The sequence below is a fragment of the Chrysosporum bergii ANA360D genome (assembly GCF_029891735.1).
GTDB lineage: Bacteria > Cyanobacteriota > Cyanobacteriia > Cyanobacteriales > Nostocaceae > Umezakia > Umezakia bergii.
The window spans coordinates 1-17,657 of the sequence record NZ_JANQDH010000106.1; the positions used below are offsets into that span (position 1 = coordinate 1).

Here is a 17,657-nt window from a genome sequence, read left to right on the forward strand (position 1 = left end):
GCTTCGCCAGTGCCGTAGGCGATCGCATGATCTGGAGATCATAGATCATGTTTTTTGTCAATGCGTAAGTCCTATATAATTTCTTTGTATCATTATTCCTGCTTCTCCTCTTTCGCTTTTTGAATAATGTAATCTCGCGGTGGGTTAACAAACACGCGATCGCCCGGTTCCACACCCTGTAAAATTTGAGTTTTGTCTTCAACTTGCGCCCCAATGGTAACTTCACGAAACAGGGGTTTATTTTTTTCATCTGCTATCAATACCCCGGTTTTTCCCTGTTCCGTAACAATTGCCACTGTAGGTAACACCATAGCATCACTGAGGCGATCGCCCAAAAAAGTCAGATCCACATTTAAGCCAGAGCGCAGTTTATCTGTACCCGTACCCAGAGCCACCCGCACCTGAAAAGATGTCACACCTTGTTCCACCACAGCTTCAGGAGCAATCAAGCGCACATTCCCCTTAAATACTTGCTCAGGATAAGCATCAGCCACAATTTCCACCTGTTGTCCCTGTTTTATTCTGCCAATATCCACTTCTGGAACTTGGGCCAGCACTTCTAAACCCTGGGCTACAGCCACAATAGAACTAGAAGTAGCCGACGCACTAGCAGAAGCGGAAGTTGTGGGAGTAACAAAAGCACCCACATTAGCGTATTTCTGGGTAACAATTCCCCCAAAAGGCGCACGAATTACGGTATCTCGTAACCTCACTTCTGCCACTTCCACTTGAGCTTTAGCCCCCTTTACCACTGCTTCAAGTCGGGTAATTTCTTCCGGACGACTGCCATTTTCCAACAATACCAACGCAGCTTGGGCCTCAGTGACAGCGGCTTCCCTAACCACAATTTCCTCATTGCGGCTACCACTTTCTAATAGTGACAGTCGTTTTTGTGCTTCTACTAAACTTGCTTTTGCCCTTTTATCTTCATTAATATACCGTTCTAACTGCTCTGGAGAAACTGCCCCTTGTTTGGTTAATTCCCCATAGCGCCTTACCTGGGATTGAGTCAGGTTGACTTGTGCTTGGGCTGAATCCACTACCGCCTTGGCTTGGGCAATTTCTTGAGGGCGATTCCCCCCACGGGCTTGATCTAACTGCGCCTGTGCCTGGGTTAAACGCGCCTTAGCTTGGGCAATTTCTTGAGGGCGATTCCCCCCACGGGCTTGATGTAATTGTGCCTGTGCCTGGGCTAAATTAGCCTGACTCTGGCGGATTTGCGCCGGTATATCCCCCACATCCATTCTGGCGAGAACTTGCCCCTGCTCCACAGTATCCCCCTGTTCTACATATAACTTAGCTAGTACACCGGGATTTTTCGGACTAATATTCACACTTTGCATTGGCACAACCTTACCACTGGCAGTAATCCGTAAAGTTACATTTTCTGCTTCTACAGGAACAGTTAACTCAGTAATATTGTCTTCACGAGTTCTCTGACTGACTAAGTTATAGGTAATAGTTGTACCCACAGCCAAAGAACCCACAGCTATTAACCCAACTGCCCAGCGTAATGGATATTTAACTTTGCCAATCAGGGGAAATTCTATTTGTGGAAGCATGAACAGTAGCCTACTAATATCACTGATGCCTATGAACTAAACAGTTTATAGTTGCTTAATCTTTCTTTATATTACCTTTTTGTCGTGGTTTACGTCTTCACCTGAGAGGCTAATTTTGCTAGTGGGAGCATCTCCCGCCCCTGGAGTAGGGTAGTTAATTTAACTCAAAAATACTGTACTTGCCTTGTAGGGTCAAATTTGCCTTTCTTCTCCAGTAGAGATAGTATAAGCTAACTGGAAGAATCCTTGAATTGTGGCTAAGAGGCGGTAGTGTGCCTAAAAATATAACTTTGATTTCTTTTCTATTGGTCTGTGGTTTGTGGAGTATGCCCAAAGCAGTTCACGCACAGGCACTGATACCACCTACACTGCAACTAGATGCAGAAAATTTAGAAAAACAGGGGTTGAGTTTGGCTCAAGAAGCGGCTCAACTGGGACAATTTCAGCAGTTTGAGTTGGCTCTACCAAGGGCTATATTGGCCAGTCAGCTGGCTCCTAATAATCATAGAGTCTGGTTTCTGTTAGGTGGTTTGCATTTACAAACCAAAGATTTTGATGCGGCTATGGTGGCCTTAAAAAAAGCACAATCCCTCAATCCCCAAAATCCAGACATTGTGTTTGCTTTGGGTTCGGCTAATTTTCAGCAGCAAAATTACCAAGCAGCAGTAGCCCATTACCAAGCCGGTTTAAAGTTACAACCAGATAAACCAGAAGGATGGTTTGACTTAGGCAATGCTTACTATATGTTAGGTCGATTGTCAGAAGCGATCGCTCAGTACAATAAATCCTTTTCCCTAGATCAAAAATTCTGGCCAGCCATAAATAACATCGGTTTAGTCCAATACGAACAGGGCGAGGTAAAAAGTGCCATTCAACAGTGGCGAACTTCTGTTAACATCGATAAACAAGCCGCAGAACCATTATTAGCATTGGCAGTGGCATTGTACAATCAAGGCAATGGCCAACAAGCTCTATCCATGGGAGAAACTGCCCTCCGCATTGATCAACGCTATGGTAATTTAGATTTCCTCAAAGAAAATCTCTGGGGTGAACGATTACTATCTGATACAAAAAAATTCTTACAATTGCCACCCATTCAAGCGGCTTTACAGCAACAGGAAAACTAATCAGCTAAGGCGCTAATTGCTCATTCCTGTTGAAGAATGCCGTAAAATTACTCCAAAATCCCAAATTATCAGGCCACTTGTGCAACACACAATTTTATAGTACATATATACTATCTAAAACAGGAACTATTCGCTCAAGCGAATAGTTCCTGTTGGGTGGCGTAGGTTGTGAGCGGATATCTCAAGGGAGAAGAGCAATGATTTGGTTAACAAACTGTTGATGATCAACAACAGGCTTAGAGATGTAGCCATCAGCGCCGCTTTGGGTGAGAAAGTTCTCGCGATCGCCTTCCATGGCGTGTGCAGTCACCAGAATAACAGGTAAGTTAGCCGTTTTTGGATTTGACTTTAATATTTGTGTAATTTTGATACCATCAACAGACTGACCTTGGTAAACGCTTCTGGAGAGAGAAACATCCATTAAAATCAGGTCTGCTTCTCCTGAATGGGCGATTTTTATCACCTCTTCCACATTTTCCGTATGTTTCACATCCAATCCACCCCGCTTGGTCAAAATTTTAGAAAAAACCCGAGCGTTAATCAGATCATCCTCAACAATCAAAACAGTTCTCATGAGAAATTTATTTAGAGAGGAAAAAGAAAAGACAACCAGAGTAAAACAGGTGTCTAACTCCTTTTTAATTATCAAATTGCAGACCCTTCATCAAGGATAATACCACTACATTGTGTGAGAAACCTCATTTTATCCCTTATGCTGTATTTACTTCAGTATTCCAGTCGAGCCACATTTGTGTAATTAAATTTCAGGGAAAAAACTCATGGCAAAACAGTTAAACCTTATCCCCACAGGACAGGTAATCACAACAGCCCTGCACACAGAAATGCAGCAATCTTACTTAGAATATGCCATGAGTGTGATTGTGGGGCGAGCCTTACCAGACGTGCGTGATGGCTTAAAGCCCGTGCATCGGCGGATATTATATGCCATGCACGAACTAGGTCTAACCCCCGATAGACCCTATCGTAAGTGCGCCCGTGTAGTAGGAGATGTGCTGGGTAAATACCATCCCCACGGTGACCAAGCAGTTTATGATGCCTTAGTAAGATTAGTGCAGGAGTTTTCTAGCCGCTATCCCCTATTGGCAGGACATGGCAACTTTGGCAGTGTCGATAATGACCCCCCAGCAGCCATGCGCTACACAGAAACACGTCTCGCCCCCATCAGCCATGAAGGAATGTTGGCAGAAATTGGCGATGAAACGGTGGATTTTATCGGTAACTTTGATAATTCCCAGCAAGAACCCACTGTACTTCCCGCTCAATTGCCGTTTTTACTGCTCAATGGCTGTTCCGGTATTGCTGTGGGTATGGCTACTAATATTCCTCCCCACAACTTAGGAGAATTAGTTGATGGCTTGATTGCTTTAATTGACCAACCAGAATTGTCAGACGAAAAATTATGGGAATTCATCCCAGGACCTGACTTTCCCACCGGGGGAGAAATAGTCGGTAACTCAGGAATCCGGGAAGCATACACCAGTGGTAAAGGTGGAATTGTCCTGCGGGGTGTAGCTAAGATAGAAGAAATTATACCAGCCAAAGGTAGTAAGCGACGCACAGCAATTATTATTACCGAATTGCCTTATCAAGTGAATAAGTCCGGCTGGATTGAGAAAGTAGCAGATTTAGTCAATCAAGGCCGTCTCCAAGGAATTTCTGATCTGCGGGACGAAAGCGATCGCGAAGGAATGCGGGTAGTAATTGAACTCAAACGTGATGCTAACCCCCAAGAAGTCCTGCACAACTTATATCACCAAACTGCCTTACAAACTACCTTTGGGGCTATCCTATTAGCATTAGTAAATGGACAACCGCGCCAGCTAAATTTGCGGCAAATGTTACAAGAGTTTTTGACATTCCGCGAACAAACCCTCAACCGTCGCTACAGTTATGAGTTAAATAAGGCAGAAAGTCGGCTGCATATAGTATCGGGGTTGCTAAAAGCACTATCTCAACTGGATCAAGTAATTGAAATTTTACGCCAAGCTGCTGATGGTAGTACAGCCAAAATTAACCTTTGTAGCCGTCTGGATTTGACCGAGGAACAAGGAGACGCTATACTGTCCATGCCATTGCGCCGACTCACAAGTTTAGAACAGCATAACCTACAGCAAGAATTTGACCAACTCAGCGCCCAAATTAGTTTATTGCAAAGATTACTCAGCGATCGCCGAGAACTACTCAAAACACTCAAAAAAGATTTGCGATCGCTCAAGCGCAAATACAACAACCCCAGGAGGACAAAGCTCTTAACTCTCAGTAGTCAAAAATTAGCCGACAACAAAGCAGCCGAAACAGGTCAGCAAAAATCACCATCTGCTGAATTAGTAGAAGAAGTAGTTTTAGAATTTAGCCACCGGGGATATGTACGTCGCCTTCAGCCATCGGGAAAAAAATCCCAACCTGAAAACAATCTATCTGATCACGACTTCATGATCCAAAGCCACTTAACCACAACAGATAAAGAATTGCTGTTAATTACTAATAGTGGCAAAGTTTACCCTGTAAATGTAGGAGACATTCCCCCCACCAGTGGACGTTCTCCACGGGGAAAACCATTGATTACTATGCTCAGTAGTACAGCCCAAGGCGCTCAAGAATCGGTGGTTAGTCGTCTGATCCTACCAGAAAATTTGTCAATCAAGCAGATGGTTCTATTAACCAAGCAGGGGCGAATTAAGCGCCTATCTCTGGGAGAACTGACCAACTTGACCCGTCGGGGAATTACGATTTTGAAACTCAAAGAAGACGATGAATTGTTATTTACCCAGTTAACCACTCCCCAAGATCATCTGATTTTAGCAAGTTCCGGCGGGCGCTTATTAAAGTTCGCCCCAGATGATCAACAACTCCCCATCATGGGGCGGACAGCCATGGGCTTGCAAGCATTCCGCCTGTTGAAACATCAACAAATGGTAGGCTGTGTCAGCGTAACCGGTGACAATAACTTGTTGCTAGTTACTGAGGAAGGATATGCCAAACGTCTGTCTGTGAGTGATTTAAAACAGGCTGATCGGGGTAACTTAGGCACACAATCGCTGAAATTTGCCAGCAAAACCGATAATTTAGCTGGTATGGTTCAGGCCATGGCCTCTGCTGAAGTGGTACTAGTTACCAATAAAGAACGTGTTGTAAGGCTACCTGTAGACACAGTGCCAATTTTGGGTAGGGATAGTCAAGGAAAAAGCATTCTTCATCTCAACCGAGATGAAAGAATTATGGCAATAGTCGTTAGTCATTAGATTTTTGTCCGGGAAGCGGGAATCTAATCAGGAGCAACAAACAAAATTACAACTGATGGTAGCCTCTCACGAATTAGACGTGTGAGGTTTTTAGCTTTATCAATGCTAAATCCAAATCAAGATTATAAATAAACCTTGCATTTTGCAAAACATTTGTTATATTAGTTTACATAAAGCAATAATACTTTGTAAATCTAGTTTGGAGTGCTAACCATGACTAACGCAACTAACGTGAATGCTCCTGTAACTGAAGATCGCAACGCTTGGCGCTGGGGCTTCACACCCCAAGCCGAAATCTGGAACGGTCGCTTGGCAATGATTGGCTTTTTAGCAGCTGCGCTAATTGAGCTATTTTCCGGTCAAGGGTTCCTGCATTTTTGGGGCATTATGTAATTTAGATTACACACAATAGATACATAGAAACCAAAGAAAATGGTAGCGATTACACCGCTACCAAATTTTTTTATTTGCTTGTTATTCTTTAATTACCAGTTACTAGCGAATATACTCCTTCAGAACGCTGTTGCGATTTGGATGGCGTAACTTACGGAGTGCTTTCGCCTCAATTTGACGAATCCGTTCACGAGTGACATTGAAAATCTGCCCAATTTCCTCCAGGGTCTTCATCCGACCGTCATCCAAACCATACCGGAGTCTGAGGACATCACGTTCACGAGGACTGAGGCTATCCAGGACTTTTTCTAAATCCTCACGCAGCAAAGTTTTGGCAACCTGATCCTCTGGAGTTTCACCGTCAGACTCAATAAAATCGCCCAATCGAGAATCTTCTTCTTTTCCGATGGGCGTTTCTAGTGAAATGGGCAATTGAGCAGATTTAGCAATAAACCGCAACTTCTCAATGGTAATTTCCATGCGAGTGGCAATTTCTTCTTCTGTGGGTTTGCGACCCATCTCTTGCGATAGCAGCTTAGTAGTTTTTTTGATCCGTGAAATGGTTTCATAAAGGTGAACAGGGAGGCGGATAGTACGAGATTGATCAGCGATCGCGCGAGTGATTGCTTGACGAATCCACCATGTAGCGTATGTAGAAAACTTATAACCTTTTTCGTGGTCAAACTTTTCTGCGGCGCGAATCAAACCCAGGCTACCTTCCTGAATTAAGTCTTGGAATGACAAACCACGATTCATGTATTTCTTGGCAATTGACACCACAAGACGCAGGTTCGACTGTACCATTTTATCTTTTGCCCTGCGACCAGTATACAGGCGATAACGAAATGCTCGCTCTGGCAATTGTACAGCTTCAGCCCATTCTTTATCTTTAGGTTCCCGTTCCAACTCGTTCAGCAGCCTATCCCGCACCTTTTCTAATTCCAGCAAATCGGCGATTTTCCGCGCCAATTCGATTTCTTCGTCCGCCCTTAATAAGCGAATCCGACCAATTTCTTGTAAATAAAGGCGAATCGAGTCTTCGGTGTAGTGCTTTTTCTTGCTTTGCGCCCGACGACGTGATTTAGCGGCTTTTCCAGACTTTGTTTCGTCCTCATCAGACTGAGGCTCTAAAAACTCTTCTTCGCCATCATCGTTAATCAGCAAGTCCTCTTCTTCTTCTTCTTCTTCTTCGACTAAGAGTTCTAACTCGAGATCAGGCTGATTTATTATTTCTAGGTCAGGCTGATATATGCTTTCGAGTACGTTGTTAGCCTGGTTCATGCCGCGTTCCTCATGCTCCTTGCAGAATCAATTACTCAAGATGTGTTTACTGCTCTTTCAATTGAGCCAGTTAAATACCGAAAATCGGGTTTTAGGCTGATTTACCGGAAATTTTTTCGGCAGTTTTGCTCCTCTATAAGAGGATGGTGGACTGTGTTTGCAAAGTCCCAGCTACTGCTGACTTGTGTCTATCCCAAAAATCCACCATTCCATATCAACTATGAATGTAATATGAATTTTGGCATATTTTCCGATGAAGACTTTTCCGATTGTAGCCTGTTTCACAAAAATTGCACTATTTTTGTGTATTAATCATGATGCCACCCGCCAAGGTAAGGTAAATCACCACAAAATTGTAGTTATACCCCTATTTCCTCAAAGTTTTTAGCATCCTAGTGGCGTTATCTTGTCATTCCCAGGAAAATACACCCGCATTTACATCATTTTGTGTATGATTTGCAACATTATTTAATTAGACACTCTTTTGTTAATGTTAACTTCAGCGAGAAATATTAATCCGTCCATCTTTACATTTCCTTGATAAATAGCTCAATCTTTAGATTTGCAACCAGTTTATTACACGGTAAATACAGCAAGAAACATGATGCTTTCCAGAAATTTAACTTTATTTTTGCCCAATGCCCAAACTAGGGAGTTGAGGACGTGGCGGAATAGACCCAATGGCAAACAATTAAGGTTTGGCTAATTGGTCTTATTCACACATTAGCGCACTGCTGAGGTTTCAACCCTATGAAAGTTGACAAACTGTTTTTATTGTATACACAAATATTTTAATCAATCCTACTAAAATTTAACATTCAAAATTACAGATGTTAGCCCAATTAGGAAAAATATTCAGATGATACAGCCTAAATAAGAGCGAATTTTGCCCAAGTGACTGACATTTCACCTGTTTAAGAAATGCTATAATAGGGGGTTTACGCAACTGGGACAGCGATCGCCTCCAAAAAAAAAGCCGTCCTAGAAGGACGAGCTTCTAATCCCATTTGCATTTTATAGCGAATTTTGCCCAAGTGAGGTACATCCTTATTAGCAACCAGGACTCCTACTTATACTGAGCGCTACAAGAATTGTATCCCACGTGTTTAATCAATGCTATATCTAAATTCCCGTTTAGCTGGATATTTACACAAGATTTAGATATCCAAATCTGTTAAATTGAGTTTAGAACCGTAGGTTTCGATGAATTCCCGTCTGGGTGCAACCCGATCGCCCATTAAAATTGTGAAAATACGATCAGCTTCTGCCGCATCTTCAATTTCTACTTGCTTCATTTTACGAGTTTCTGGGTTCATGGTTGTGTCCCACAGTTGTTGTGGCATCATTTCGCCCAAACCTTTGAAGCGTTGGATAGTGTAGTTGGCATTACTGGGGAAATCAGCGATTTTTTGTTGTAATTCCCGTTCGCTATAGCAATACTCATGATTCCGCCCCCGTTCTAATTTAAATAGTGGCGGACAAGCAATATATATAAAACCCTCCTCAATCAGCGATCGCTGATACCGATAAAAGAAAGTTAACAAAAGTGTCCGGATATGCGCTCCATCTACGTCAGCATCAGTCATAATCACGATGCGGTGATAGCGCAGTTGGCTAGAGTCAAATTCCTCCCCTTTTACACCCAAGCCCAGGGCTGTTATTAACGACTGGACTTCATTATTTTTGTAGATTTTAGCGTCGTCAGTCTTCTCAATGTTCAGGATTTTACCACGTAGAGGCAGGATAGCTTGGGTACGGCGATCGCGTCCTTGTTTCGCACTCCCACCTGCTGAGTCACCCTCCACAATAAAAATTTCCGACTCTGCGGGATCACGAGAACTGCAATCTGCCAATTTACCAGGTAATGGCGAAGATTCCAGCACAGATTTCCGTCGTACTAACTCCCGTGCATGACGGGCTGCTTCTGCGGCTTTAAAAGCTTGAATAGCTTTATCTAAAATCGAATCAGCCACACCGGGATGAAATTCTAAATACTCAGTCAGAACTTCTCCCACTAAGGAATCAACAATACCCCGAACTTCTGTATTACCTAGTTTGGTTTTGGTTTGTCCTTCAAATTCTGGGTCTGGGACTTTCACAGAAATTACTGCTGTTAAACCTTCCCGGACGTGTTCCCCACTGAGGTTAGATTCATGCTCTTTGATTTTATTGCGCTTGCGAGCGATGGCGTTTAATGTCCGGGTCAGAACCGTCTTCAAACCTTCCAGGTGAGTACCACCGTCAACGGTACGAATATTATTAGCAAAACCTAGTACATTATCTGTGTAAGCGTCAGTACACCACTGCAAAGAAACCTCTACTTGCACATTATTCCGTTCCCCCTGGACATAAATAATTTCTTCGTGCAGTGGTTGTTTCTCCCGGTTCATGTAAGCAATATACTCTTTTATCCCACCTTTATATTCGTAGGTTTCTACCCTCGGTGTATCGCTTTTGAGCAGTTCTAAACGGTGATCGCTAAAAGTAATTTTGACCCCTGCATTTAGATAAGCCAACTCCCGCAAGCGACCTGCTAAAGTGATGTAATCAAACTCTGTGCCATTAGTGAAGATTTCGGCATCTGGCTTAAACCTAACAGAAGTTCCGGTTCTCCCCTGCTCTTCAGGTTTTGTTTCCAGTTCAGTCACTGGTATACCTCGTTCATAGCGCTGGACATGAACCTTTTTATCTCGCCAAACCGTCACTTCCACCACTTCTGAAAGAGCGTTAACCACAGAAATACCAACCCCGTGCAACCCTCCTGAAACTTTGTAGCCACCACCGCCAAACTTACCCCCCGCGTGTAATACCGTTAGCACAGTTTCTAAAGCTGATTTACCTGTTCGTGAGTGAATATCCGTAGGAATACCCCGACCATCATCTGTGACAGTCACGGAACCATCAGCATTGATATCCACTTCTATGTGGGTACAGTGACCCGCTAAAGCTTCATCAACAGAGTTATCTACCACCTCATAAACTAAATGGTGGAGTCCTCGCGGACCTGTAGTACCGATGTACATCCCTGGCCGTTTGCGGACGGCTTCCAGACCTTCCAGAACTTGAATCTGATCGGCACTGTAACTGCTCGTCATGAAAATTCTCCTGATGCGTGGGTTTAAACTCGCCTAACAACAAAAAAGTTAAAACACACCAAAATTATAGCACAAAAGGCTTAATGGCGAATATAGACTAATTTTATGATAAGTTTATATAAGGGATATAGCCCCATAAGTTTTTGGGAATTTATGGCTGTAAAATTTCCGAAAAATTACGAAAAATTAAATTAATACCGGGGCTGAAATTCTTCCATAAAAAACTCAGAGAAAAGTTTTCAGAAAAGTCTTAAGATTTTATCACAAAAGCTTTACTGGAGAGTCGCCACTATGAAAAATGTTCACCAACGACCAATGACCAATGACTAATGACTAAATTAATCGTCATTTGTGGTGCCACAGCCACTGGTAAGTCAGGCTTGGCCTTGAGTTTGGCTATGGGGCTAAGTTCTGTCATCCTCAGTGCTGACTCCCGTCAAGTTTACCGAGAATTTGATATTGGTACAGCAAAACCAACATCAGCAGAACAAAAATTAGTACCACATTATTTAATAGATATCTGCCGCCCTACTGACATCATGACAGTAGCAGACTATCAGGAACAAGCTCAAAACTTAATTAAAACTCTTCCTGTTGCCCCATTGCTATTAGTCGGAGGTACAGGATTGTACATACGCTCTATTGTTCAAGGAATGAAAATTCCCAGAGTTCCACCAGATCAAAAATTGCGATCGCACCTGGAATCTTTGGGACAAACTACCCTATATGCCATACTACAACAAGTAGATGCCATCGCCGCCCAGAAAATTCACCCTCATGATATTGTGCGAACCTTACGCGCATTGGAAGTATACTACATTACAGGCTCCCCAATTTCTCAGCAACAAGGAGAGAACCCACCAGATTATCCTATTTTGCAAATCGGTTTAGATTGCGACGTAGAAAAGTTAAGGTTACGCATTCAGAGGCGGACCGAACACATGATAGCTGATGGTTTGGTGGCTGAAGTTGAGTATCTTTGTCAAAAATACGGTGCTGACTTACCTTTGTTGAATACCTTGGGATATCAAGAAATCAAGCAATATTTAGCCGATGAAATTTCCTTAGAGTCAGCAAAAGAATTAACAGTTTTGCATACGCGACAATTTGCCAAGCGACAGCGCACTTGGTTTAAGGCATATCCACAAATTGAGTGGTTTGACGCAGATGATCCTGATTTGTTAGCCAAAGTTTGGCAGCGTGTGGAAGAATTTACCAAAAATGTGTAGAGATGCTGCATAACCATCTCTACCAAGTCTCTATGACCATATCACAAATGTACATTTTTAAATACATTTTTAAATACATTTTTAAAAAATTAAATGTACCCCAGAAATAATTATAATCTTAAATAATATGTCAACATTTACCCCCCCATTATAAAAAACTATGCTTACCCGAGAAAAAAAGCAAGACAACTGGAAACCTATTATTAAAGCATTTGAGGCTGTACTTGGGCAAAAAGGCGTAATAAAACGCCGAGAAGAACTCATTACCTATGAGTGCGATGGTTTAACCAGTTATCGTCAACGTCCGGCTGTGGTACTACTACCCAGAACCACAGAACAAATTGCCCAAATAGTCAAAATATGTAACAAATACTCTGTAACCTTTATCGCCCGTGGTTCTGGGACTGGTTTATCTGGCGGCGCTTTGCCTTTAGAAAACTCAGTGTTAATTGTCACATCATTAATGCGACAAATCCTCAAGGTTGATTTAGATAATCAGCGCATTGTCGTACAGCCAGGAGTAATCAACAGCTGGGTAACACAAACTGTTAGTGGTGCTGGGTTTTATTATGCACCAGACCCCTCCAGCCAAATTATCTGCTCCATTGGCGGTAACATTGCCGAAAATTCTGGTGGCGTGCATTGTCTCAAGTACGGTGTCACCACTAACCACGTCTTAGGTTTAAAAATTGTCACCGCAGAAGGAGAAATTCTCGATTTAGGTGGACAAGTACCGGAAATGCCTGGTTATGATTTAACGGGTGTGTTTGTTGGTTCTGAAGGTACTTTGGGTATCGCTACAGAAATTACCTTGCGGATTCTTAAAAGTGCGGAATCAATTTGTGTTTTACTAGCAGATTTTACCAGCGTGGAAGCGGCTGGGGCAAGTGTTTCTGATATCATCAGTGCGGGTATTATTCCCGGTGGTATGGAAATGATGGACAACATTAGTATCAATGCAGTTGAGGATGTTGTGGCCACAAATTGCTATCCCCGGGATGCTCAAGCCATTTTATTAGTAGAAATTGATGGCTTAGATGTGGAAGTACAGGTAAATAAACAACGGGTAGCGGAAATTTGTAAAAAGAATGGAGCGCGTAATGTAACTTCTGCCAGTGACCCAGAAACACGATTAAAACTCTGGAAAGGTCGTAAAGCTGCTTTTGCTGCGGCTGGACATTTAAGCCCAGATTATTATGTACAAGATGGTGTAATTCCCCGGACTCAATTACCCTATGTTTTACAAGAAATTGAGTCGCTTAGTCAAAAGTTTGGCTATAAAATTGCCAATGTATTTCATGCTGGGGATGGTAATCTCCACCCATTAATTCTGTTTGATAATGCCGTACCAGGAGCGTTAGAAAAAGTTGAGGAAGTTGGTGGAGAAATTCTCAAGCTTTGTGTTAAGGTAGGTGGTAGCATTTCTGGAGAACATGGCATTGGTGCAGATAAAAAATGCTATATGCCAGATATGTTTAGCAATGCTGATTTAGAAAGTATGCAATGGGTACGCCAAGTTTTTAATCCCAAGGGCTTGGCAAATCCTGATAAGATATTCCCTACCCCCCGGACTTGTGGTGAAGCAGCAAATACCACTATGAAAAAATTTCCCGGTGTGGAACAATTCTAATTTTACCCTAAGTACCCAGAGTTTTCAGCAAAAACCAGAATTGTGTTGTACACTGTCGCTGGTAATTGGTAAGTCAAAAACATATGATGCGGCTTTTGGTGATGGTGGTTTTGCTGGTGTTATTAACAGCTTGTGGAACTCTTGGACTGCTACCCAATAATGAGTTAGTTGAAAAAGCCCTCACACTCCAGGTAGAGCAAACTCAGCAGCAACTCAACCAAAAACTGGATCTAGATTTCCAAAGCTTTGAAATCAAACGCCTAAAAATTCGCCAGGAACAACCCTTAACTATTGAAAATTTGCCAGCTTTCCGCGTCCGGGGAACCTATGACTTAATTTTTCATCTACCAAAAAGACAGTTGACACAACTACAACAACCTTTTGAGGTGTATCTACAAGTTCAGCGAGAGGGTAAAAGCTGGCGGTTGTTAATTCCTGAACGGAATAACCAGGATGATCAACCAAATTGGCACAGCTATTTAATCCTGTGAGCCATTGTGTATCTCAAAAAACCATGCAAGAATAAGGTATAAATGCAGCACCAGAATTAGCCCGAAGATGCTCATTACTGCTACTGCATGGTATGGTTGAGCAAGGTCACCTCCTAAAGGAAGCGGGTTACCCCATGACAAATCAAATTATAAAAGTCGTGCTGACTCATACAATCGTTTCATCATTGCTAAGATTTTTACACCATAGTCTAGATCAACTGACCAGCGCCCCGAAAGCTGATATATTGATGGCGCAATTCCACGGGTGATAAAGCGAAATCGTGGGTCTACAACTTCATTAACCAAAGGTTCTAAACTAGCATAGGCCTTTAAATGTTGAATATGCGCTCTAACGCCAATTCTAGCACTGGGAAAAGATGCAGTTTCCGCACCACCACCAATAGAACCTAAACCAGCAAAATTATTTTGCTGAGGTATGACATCCCCACCAAACCGTAAAAATCCGGTTTCTAAACACATTTGGCAGAAAGCAATATCATAGTTGACCCCCTCTGCGTTCCCTTCTTCTCGATATAGTTTCGGGATATCAGGAAAATTCAGCAAAGCGCTTTCATTATTGTTTCTCAGAAATAATTGTAACTCTACTTCTGATGTATTACCCCGTGACATAATTTTGTCAAGTTTATCAACACATATTGATAAAATTGAGCGTAAAGTAATTGTACGGGTTGTTGTTTCCCAACCGATAGAAACATTAAAATCTCTCAGATCCACGGCCTTTACATAAACTATTCTCCGGTAACTAATGCGGTTGACATTGGGTGATTTTGATAAATCAATCCGTAACTGATCAACTAAATCAATGGGAATGTAAGAATTACCGTTAACTAATATTCCTTGTTCAGCATATTTTTGCCCATTGATATTGATATTAATTCCTGGATAGGTGGGTTGAATAGGACTGGGCGCAGTAGGATCAATTACCCGACTCCAAGATGCTAGACCATCAGCAATTCCCACAGCAAAATCACGACGGCGACTTTGCAGCAAAGAGCGATCTTCTGGATTACTAAGAAAGCCTACTTGCATTAACAAAGAAGGAATGGTAAGTCGGCGACAGAATGCCAAACTCCCTAAACCGCTATCTGTATCTGGCTTGACTCCTCGATGTGGTAACTGAGTTACACGGCGCAACAGCCCCATTAACACCAATTCCCCATTAGTCTTACGCTCTAGGTTATTGGCAATGTAGTAGACACTTGCACCCCGCACCCCAGGACTGGTCGCAGTATCAGCATGAATTTCTAAGGACACATCAACCCGACGACCACGGGAATTAATCCAAGCAATAGTCTCGGCGCTGCTGAGATCATCCGGAACTGCCAAAACATCAAAACTCCGCGCCCTTAATTCTGTTACAATCAAATCTCGCAACAGAATCATTTCTCTAGCTTCGCTTGTACCACCTGCTATGGAGCCTGGGTCAAGACCTCCGATTTCTCTACCTCCGTGAGCAGCCGAAATAAAAATACGTCCCATAGTCAGTATTTGCTCTAAAAACTAAGCTCAATAAATTTTATACATGATTATTACCTTGGAAGCAAGAATATAATAACTCTGAGTTAGTAGATTTAAAGTAGTGATAACTACGACCTAATGAACTAAAATGCAAATTCCCCACTTACACCCGGACACAATTGAGGAAATTAAACAGCGCGCTGATATTGTAGATATTGTCTCCGAACACGTGGTTTTACGCAAGCGTGGTAAGGATTTTGTGGGTTTGTGTCCCTTCCATGATGAAAAAACCCCCAGTTTCACAGTCAGTCAGTCTAAGCAAATGTACTATTGCTTTGGCTGTCAAGCGGGAGGAAATACTATTAAGTTTTTAATGGAATTGGGAAAACAGTCTTTTGCAGAAGTAGTGTTGGATTTGGCGAGACGTTACCAAGTACCTATACAAACCCTCGCACCAGAACAACGCCAAGAATTACAGCGTCAAGTTTCTTTGCGGGAACAGTTATATCAGGTTCTGGGTTCTGCAACACAGTTTTATCAGCACGCTCTTAGACAAAACCAAGGCAAAAAAGCATATGAATATTTACAAAATAACCGCCAAATCCAAGAAGAAACAATTCAGCAGTTTGGATTAGGCTATGCTCCCGCAGGTTGGGAAACTCTGCACCGCTATCTTGTGGAAGATAAACATTACCCTGTGCAATTAGTGGAAAAAGCCGGACTGGTTAAACCACGTAAGGAAGAAGGCGGTTATTATGACGTGTTCCGCGATCGCTTGATGATTCCTATTCGCGATGTTCAAGGGAGAGTCATTGCCTTTGGTGGTAGAACTTTATCTGAAGAGCAACCGAAATATTTAAACTCACCAGAAACTGAACTTTTTAGTAAAAGTAAAACATTGTTTGCTCTGGATCAAGCCAAAACAGGGATTTCTCAACTTGACCAAGCCATAGTGGTAGAGGGATATTTTGACGCGATCGCCCTCCATGCTGCGGGTATTACTAATGGTGTAGCTTCTCTGGGAACCGCTTTAAGCATTGAACAAGTAAAGTTAGTTTTACGCTACACAGAATCAAAAGAACTGATCCTCAACTTTGATGCTGACAAAGCCGGTTATATCGCCGCAGAAAGAGCCATTGGCGAAATTGCCAACTTAGCATACAAAGGAGAAGTTAAACTCAAGATTCTTAATATACCCCATGGCAAAGATGCTGATGAATACTTGCACACTCATACATCAGAAGACTATCTAAAATTATTGGCAAATGCTCCTTTGTGGCTAAACTGGCAGATTGACCAAATTATTCAAGAACGTGATTTAAAACAAGCTAGCGATTTTCAACAAGTTAGTCAGCAGCTTGTTAAATTACTCAAAAATATAGATAATAGCGATGCACGGAATTATTACGTTTCTCATTGTGCCGAAATCCTTAGTTTAGGTGATGCGCGACTCATACCCTTGAGAGTAGAAAATTTATTAACTCAACTTACACCAACTACTGTTAGGTATTCTCAGCCGTTAACAATTAAGAAAAAACCAGTTAATAGAAAACCCCAGTCTTCAGTCACAGGGGAGCGTAGTCTTTTAGAATCAGCAGAAGCCTTACTGCTAAAAATTTACTTACATTGTCCTGAACAACGTCAAACTATTTTAAACACTTTAGAAGAACGAGATTTAGAATTTAGCCTTTCCCACCATAGATTATTGTGGCAGAAAATTTTAGAATCAACATCTGAGGCAGTAGATTTAGTATCAAGTTTGCAAGATAGATATTTAGAATCATCAGAAAGCATAGAATCATTGTCCCATGTATTTCATGTCAATGAAACCAGTAAAAAAGAAATGCTGAGGACACCCCAAGTAGTTCAAGCGGCGATCGCTTGTATGGAAAGAGTATTGCGAGAGAAGCGCTATCGTTACTTTTTAGAACTTTGGCAACAAACAGATCCACAAGCCGAACCAGAAAAATGGCAATCATATTATCAATCTTTTTACCATGAAAAAATGCGGCTACAAGAAGTAGACCGCCAGCGACAATTCTCAATTACAGACTTGCTTTGATATTTTTAAACTATGATTCACACTATCACCCGGATTAGAAAAGTT

At 42.2% G+C, this 17,657-nt stretch carries 12 protein-coding genes; 7 read left to right on the forward strand and 5 right to left on the reverse strand.

Going from position 1 to position 17,657, the window contains the following annotated elements; all coding sequences use genetic code 11:
* Positions 1–92: 92 nt before the first annotated feature.
* Positions 93–1,562 carry an efflux RND transporter periplasmic adaptor subunit gene (locus tag NWP17_RS15230; protein ID WP_280655722.1) on the reverse strand — a complete coding sequence of 490 codons (1,470 nt, stop codon included), beginning with the start codon at positions 1,560–1,562 and terminating at the stop codon, positions 93–95.
* Between the two features lie 272 nt (positions 1,563–1,834).
* Between NWP17_RS15230 and NWP17_RS15235 the strand changes: the two genes are divergently transcribed.
* Positions 1,835–2,689, forward strand: coding sequence for a tetratricopeptide repeat protein (locus tag NWP17_RS15235; protein WP_425332673.1), 855 nt, complete (start codon positions 1,835–1,837; stop codon positions 2,687–2,689).
* Between the two features lie 181 nt (positions 2,690–2,870).
* On the opposite strand, the gene NWP17_RS15240 is transcribed toward NWP17_RS15235, so the two are convergent.
* A complete protein-coding gene (locus NWP17_RS15240; RefSeq protein ID WP_280655724.1) occupies positions 2,871–3,263 on the reverse strand; it encodes a response regulator in 393 nt (130 codons plus the stop codon).
* Positions 3,264–3,468: 205 nt separating this feature from the next.
* Here NWP17_RS15240 and gyrA point away from each other — a divergent pair, with 205 nt between their 5' ends.
* Together gyrA and NWP17_RS15250 are read left to right on the forward strand one after the other, a co-directional pair.
* Complete coding sequence (gene gyrA / locus NWP17_RS15245; RefSeq protein ID WP_280655725.1) at positions 3,469–5,952, forward strand: DNA gyrase subunit A; 2,484 nt, start codon at positions 3,469–3,471, stop codon at positions 5,950–5,952.
* A 213-nt stretch (positions 5,953–6,165) separates the two neighbouring features.
* The gene (locus NWP17_RS15250; protein ID WP_280655726.1) at positions 6,166–6,345 is read left to right on the forward strand and encodes a chlorophyll a/b-binding protein; all 180 of its coding nucleotides are present in this window, start codon (positions 6,166–6,168) and stop codon (positions 6,343–6,345) included.
* 102 nt (positions 6,346–6,447) lie between these two features.
* Here NWP17_RS15250 and rpoD read toward each other — a convergent pair whose 3' ends face one another.
* The gene (gene rpoD, locus NWP17_RS15255) at positions 6,448–7,626 is read right to left on the reverse strand and encodes an RNA polymerase sigma factor RpoD (RefSeq protein ID WP_280655727.1); all 1,179 of its coding nucleotides are present in this window, start codon (positions 7,624–7,626) and stop codon (positions 6,448–6,450) included.
* Between the two features lie 1,157 nt (positions 7,627–8,783).
* Positions 8,784–10,721: a DNA topoisomerase (ATP-hydrolyzing) subunit B gene (gyrB, locus tag NWP17_RS15260; protein WP_280655728.1), complete on the reverse strand. Its 1,938-nt coding sequence runs from the start codon at positions 10,719–10,721 to the stop codon at positions 8,784–8,786.
* A gap of 329 nt (positions 10,722–11,050) precedes the next feature.
* On the opposite strand from gyrB, the gene miaA reads away from it, so the two are divergent.
* The 3 genes from miaA (at position 11,051) to NWP17_RS15275 (ending at position 14,071) form a co-directional block, all read left to right on the forward strand.
* A complete protein-coding gene (gene miaA, locus NWP17_RS15265; RefSeq protein WP_280655729.1) occupies positions 11,051–11,950 on the forward strand; it encodes a tRNA (adenosine(37)-N6)-dimethylallyltransferase MiaA in 900 nt (299 codons plus the stop codon).
* 160 nt (positions 11,951–12,110) lie between these two features.
* Positions 12,111–13,580: a glycolate oxidase subunit GlcD gene (gene glcD, locus NWP17_RS15270; protein ID WP_280655730.1), complete on the forward strand. Its 1,470-nt coding sequence runs from the start codon at positions 12,111–12,113 to the stop codon at positions 13,578–13,580.
* An 83-nt stretch (positions 13,581–13,663) separates the two neighbouring features.
* On the forward strand, positions 13,664–14,071 hold the full coding sequence (locus tag NWP17_RS15275) for a hypothetical protein (protein WP_280655731.1): 408 nt from the start codon (positions 13,664–13,666) through the stop codon (positions 14,069–14,071).
* Between the two features lie 147 nt (positions 14,072–14,218).
* On the opposite strand, the gene tftA is transcribed toward NWP17_RS15275, so the two are convergent.
* Positions 14,219–15,571, reverse strand: a complete 1,353-nt coding sequence (gene tftA, locus NWP17_RS15280) for a hormogonium tapered terminus morphoprotein TftA (protein ID WP_280655732.1) — start codon at positions 15,569–15,571, stop codon at positions 14,219–14,221.
* Positions 15,572–15,698: 127 nt separating this feature from the next.
* Between tftA and dnaG the strand changes: the two genes are divergently transcribed.
* Positions 15,699–17,612: a DNA primase gene (gene dnaG / locus NWP17_RS15285; protein ID WP_280655733.1), complete on the forward strand. Its 1,914-nt coding sequence runs from the start codon at positions 15,699–15,701 to the stop codon at positions 17,610–17,612.
* Positions 17,613–17,657 lie beyond the last annotated feature (45 nt).